General features: G+C 57.5%; 3 protein-coding genes. 1 reads left to right on the top strand and 2 read right to left on the bottom strand.

What is annotated here, in order from left to right; translation table 11 throughout:
* Window positions 1–178 precede the first annotated feature (178 nt).
* Both AC1RDQ_RS28445 and AC1RDQ_RS28440 read right to left on the bottom strand, forming a co-directional pair.
* Window positions 179–1,399 carry a CaiB/BaiF CoA transferase family protein gene (locus AC1RDQ_RS28445; protein ID WP_057712566.1) on the bottom strand — a complete coding sequence of 407 codons (1,221 nt, stop codon included), beginning with the start codon at window positions 1,397–1,399 and terminating at the stop codon, window positions 179–181.
* Between the two features lie 11 nt (window positions 1,400–1,410).
* On the bottom strand, window positions 1,411–2,592 hold the full coding sequence (locus AC1RDQ_RS28440; protein WP_008053124.1) for an acyl-CoA dehydrogenase: 1,182 nt from the start codon (window positions 2,590–2,592) through the stop codon (window positions 1,411–1,413).
* Window positions 2,593–2,749: 157 nt separating this feature from the next.
* Between AC1RDQ_RS28440 and AC1RDQ_RS28435 the strand changes: the two genes are divergently transcribed.
* Window positions 2,750–3,649 carry a LysR family transcriptional regulator gene (locus AC1RDQ_RS28435; protein ID WP_057712567.1) on the top strand — a complete coding sequence of 300 codons (900 nt, stop codon included), beginning with the start codon at window positions 2,750–2,752 and terminating at the stop codon, window positions 3,647–3,649.
* Window positions 3,650–4,112: the final 463 nt, after the last annotated feature.

The raw sequence follows: 4,112 nt of genomic DNA, 5'->3' as shown, positions 1-4,112 counted from the left end.
GTTTACCAAGGAGTTTTCCGTTTCGACTGCGCCGGAAGTGGGGCGAATTATAGACACCTGGAATCTGCCGTCAAGCACTGATTTAGGTTTTCTATCAATAAGCTGCAGAAAGCAGCAAAACGCCCTAAAGGGTGCCTATATAGAGGAGCCGAAACACCCTCTATATAGAAGAGACCTATCAGAGAACGCCAGAAGCCTTGAATGCGGACACCGCCCCGGCATCCAGACCCAACACACGCTGCAAAACTTCAAGCGTGTGCTCACCCAGCAGAGGAGGTGCAAAACGATACTCAACCGGCGTCTCCGACAATCGAATCGGGCTCGCCACCTGAGGCACCATCCCGGCCAGCGCATGCGGCAGTTCGATAGCCAACCCACGTGCCTTGACCTGAGGATCGGCAAACATCTGGGCCACGTCATTGATAGGCCCGCATGGCACGCCAGCCTGTTCCAGTTGCGCCACCCATTCAGCGGTAGTCTTGAACACCGTCGCCTGGCGGATCAGCGGAATCAGTATTGCCCTGTTTGCCACCCGCAGCTTGTTAGTGGCAAAACGCGGATCGTCCGCCCACTGCGGCTGCCCGGCCACTTCCGCAAACTTGCGGAACTGACCATCGTTCCCGACGGTAAGGATGAAATCGCCATCCGCCGTAGGAAAATCCTGATAAGGCACGATGTTCGGGTGAGCATTACCCAAGCGTTTTGGCGCATTGCCTGTCGTCAGGTAGTTCATTGCCTGATTGGCCAGACAAGCCACCTGTACGTCCAACAGTGCCATATCGATATGCTGACCACCGCCGTCGTGATCCCGATGCGCAAGCGCAGCCAGGATCGCGACAGTCGAATACAGCCCGGTGAGGATGTCCGTCAGCGCCACGCCAACCTTCACCGGCCCCGCACCCTCTTCGCCCTCAGGTCGCCCCGTCAGACTCATGAGGCCGCCGAGCCCCTGGATCATGAAGTCATAACCCGCACGCTTGGCATAAGGACCGGTCTGGCCGAACCCGGTGATCGAGCAATAGATCAGATCCGGATTGATCGTCTTCAGCGTTTCATAGTCCAGGCCATAAGCCGCCAGACCGCCGACCTTGAAGTTCTCGATCAAGATGTCCGACTTGGCCGCCAGTTCACGCACCAGCTTCTGCCCTTCAGGGCGAGTGAAGTCGATGGTGACAGATTGCTTGTTGCGATTGGCCGACAAGTAATAAGCAGCCTCGCTGGTATTCTCGCCATAAGCGTCTTTAAGGAACGGCGGTCCCCAGGCGCGCGTGTCATCGCCGTTACCCGGACGCTCGACCTTGATCACTTCAGCGCCAAGGTCGGCCAGGATCTGCCCGGCCCAAGGCCCGGCCAGCACCCGCGATAAATCCAGTACCCGTAGATGCGATAGCGCGCCCATGGACGTTCTCCTTAATAGAACGCCTGGAGGCCGGTTTGCGCACGACCGAGGATCAGTGCATGGACGTCGTGAGTACCTTCATAGGTGTTCACCACTTCCAGGTTGACCAGGTGACGCGCCACACCGAATTCATCGGAGATGCCGTTGCCGCCCAACATATCGCGAGCCATGCGCGCGATATCCAGGGACTTGCCGCAAGAGTTGCGCTTCATCATCGAGGTAATTTCGACCGCAGCGGTACCTTCGTCCTTCATACGACCCAGTCGCAGGCAGCCTTGCAGCGCCATGGTGATTTCAGTCTGCATGTCGGCCAGCTTCTTCTGGATCAACTGGGTAGCAGCCAGTGGGCGACCGAACTGTTGACGATCCAGGGTGTACTGGCGAGCAGTGTGCCAGCAGAACTCGGCTGCACCCAGCGCACCCCAGGAGATGCCGTAACGTGCCGAGTTGAGGCAAGTGAAAGGACCTTTCAGACCACGGACGTCCGGAAAGATGTTCTCTTCCGGAACGAACACGTTGTCCATCACGATTTCACCGGTGATCGATGCCCGCAGGCCCACCTTGCCGTGAATCGCCGGAGCGCTCAGACCTTTCCAGCCTTTCTCCAGAACGAAGCCGCGAATGTCACCGGCATCGTCCTTGGCCCAGACCACGAACACATCGGCGATCGGGCTGTTGGTGATCCACATCTTGCTGCCGGTAAGGCTGTAGCCGCCTTCCACTTTGCGCGCACGACTGATCATCGCGCCCGGGTCGGAGCCGTGGTTAGGCTCGGTCAGGCCGAAGCAGCCGATCCACTCGCCCGACGCCAGTTTCGGCAGGTACTTCTGCTTCTGCGCTTCGGTACCGAATTCATTGATTGGCACCATCACCAGCGAGGACTGCACGCTCATCATCGAGCGATAGCCGGAGTCGATGCGCTCGACTTCACGGGCGATCAGGCCATAGCTGACATAGTTCAGGCCGCTGCCACCGTATTGCTCGGGGATGGTTGCGCCCAACAGGCCGACCTCGCCCATTTCGCGGAAGATCGCCGGATCGGTCTTCTCATGACGGAAAGCTTCGAGGATGCGCGGCGCAAGGCTTTGCTGAGCGAATTGCGCAGCCGTGTCGCGAATCATTCGTTCTTCTTCAGTGAGCTGTTGATCCAGCAGCAGGGGATCGATCCAGTTGAAGCTAGCTTTACCGCCCATGAGTGTGTCCTCTCGAATCGGGTCAAATAACGTAGGCTGATCCTAGGCCCGGATCGGCGCGACGGCAAACGAGGATTTTGCATACTGTTGTGCTAATTTCTCACTCCGAAACGTCGCAAAAGAGCTTTTATGCGATGTATTAGTGAGGTTGACGTACATGCGCAGAAAGATACCCAGCACCACCGCCCTGATCAGCTTCGAGGCCGCGGCGCGCCACGAGAGCTTCACCAAGGCCGCCCAGGAGCTTTCGCTGACCCAGGGAGCGATTTGCCGACAGATTGCCAGCCTTGAAGAGTTCCTCAGTGTGGAACTGTTCCGACGCTCGCGGCGCGGGGTCAAGCTGACGGAAGCCGGACTCTCCTACAGCCGTCGGGTGGCCACTCAGCTCGATGCCGTTGAGCGCGACACCTTGTCCGTGATGGGCCAGCAGGGCACCAACGTGATCGAACTGGCCGTAGTTCCGACCTTCGGCACCCAATGGCTGCTGCCGCGACTCAAGGATTTCCAGCAGAAACACCCGGAAGTGACGGTCAACCTGACCAACCGCACGCGGCCGTTCCTGTTCGCCGACACGGATTTTGATGCCGCCATCTACTTCGGCGACGCGGATTGGTCGGGTACAGAATCCCACAGGCTGATGGGTGAAAATCCGATGCCCGTTTGCAGCCCCAACCTGCTCGGAAACAAGACCAGTCTGACGCCCGGGGAAATCGCCGACTTGCCTCTTCTGCAACAAACCACTCGCCCCTATGCCTGGCGCCAATGGTTCGACTCCCAACACCTGAATGTCCCGCGAGACATGACGGGCCCCCGCTACGAGCTATTCTCCATGCTCGCCCAGGCAGCCATGCACGACATGGGCATTGCCCTGATTCCGCCGTTCCTGATTCAAAGGGAGTTGAAAGAGAAACGCCTGGTGATCGCCAACCCCCAAGCACTGTCCAGTATCAAGGCTTACTACCTGATGATTCCTGAGCGAAAGGTCGAATCCGCGTCTTTAAGGGCATTTCGTGACTGGCTGGTAAATCAGGCGTATAGCTACAGCCTAGAGGGCTAAAGGCTCTACAAGGTTACTTGACCCCGTAGTCAGCAAAACAAAAGCCCTACAGATATACGTATTTGTCGCATAGCAGCAAACTGTATCGACAAGTCGTACAAACGTCCCACAAGCGCCTGATGACGCGGCTTTGCGCCACTATTTCGAGGCAATGCCGCATCATTCATACGGCCGATGTGTAAATTCTTCAATTTCGGCCAGAATCCTTGAAAAGCACGGTCTGCAAGGGATTGAGCCAGTTGGTTGCGACATTCGGTCACGGGGTGACTTGTAGTTAATTTTCCGTCACCCGTCATAATCCCTTGAAGGGCACAAAGTTCGCCTGCAAAATGCCGCGCCCCGCCCTGATTTGGCGGGATCGTGCTGATCGGCCGCCCCAGCCGCACCATCCGTAGTGCATGGGTTTACTCAATAAGATCACGCAGGAGATTTGACGTGCACATTGGTGTTCCTCTCGAAACCC

The organism is Pseudomonas sp. GW823-FHT02E01 (assembly GCF_058797535.1).
The sequence above is the reverse complement of the archived record's forward strand: the minus strand, read 5'-3'. Positions and strand labels throughout refer to the sequence as shown.

Excerpts from the sequence above, each read along its gene's own strand:
- AC1RDQ_RS28445 (WP_057712566.1), bottom strand. The coding sequence starts at position 1,399 with ATGGGCGCGCTATCGCATCTACGGGTACTGGATTTATCGCGGGTGCTG.
- AC1RDQ_RS28440 (WP_008053124.1), bottom strand. The coding sequence starts at position 2,592 with ATGGGCGGTAAAGCTAGCTTCAACTGGATCGATCCCCTGCTGCTGGAT.
- AC1RDQ_RS28435 (WP_057712567.1), top strand. The coding sequence starts at position 2,750 with ATGCGCAGAAAGATACCCAGCACCACCGCCCTGATCAGCTTCGAGGCC.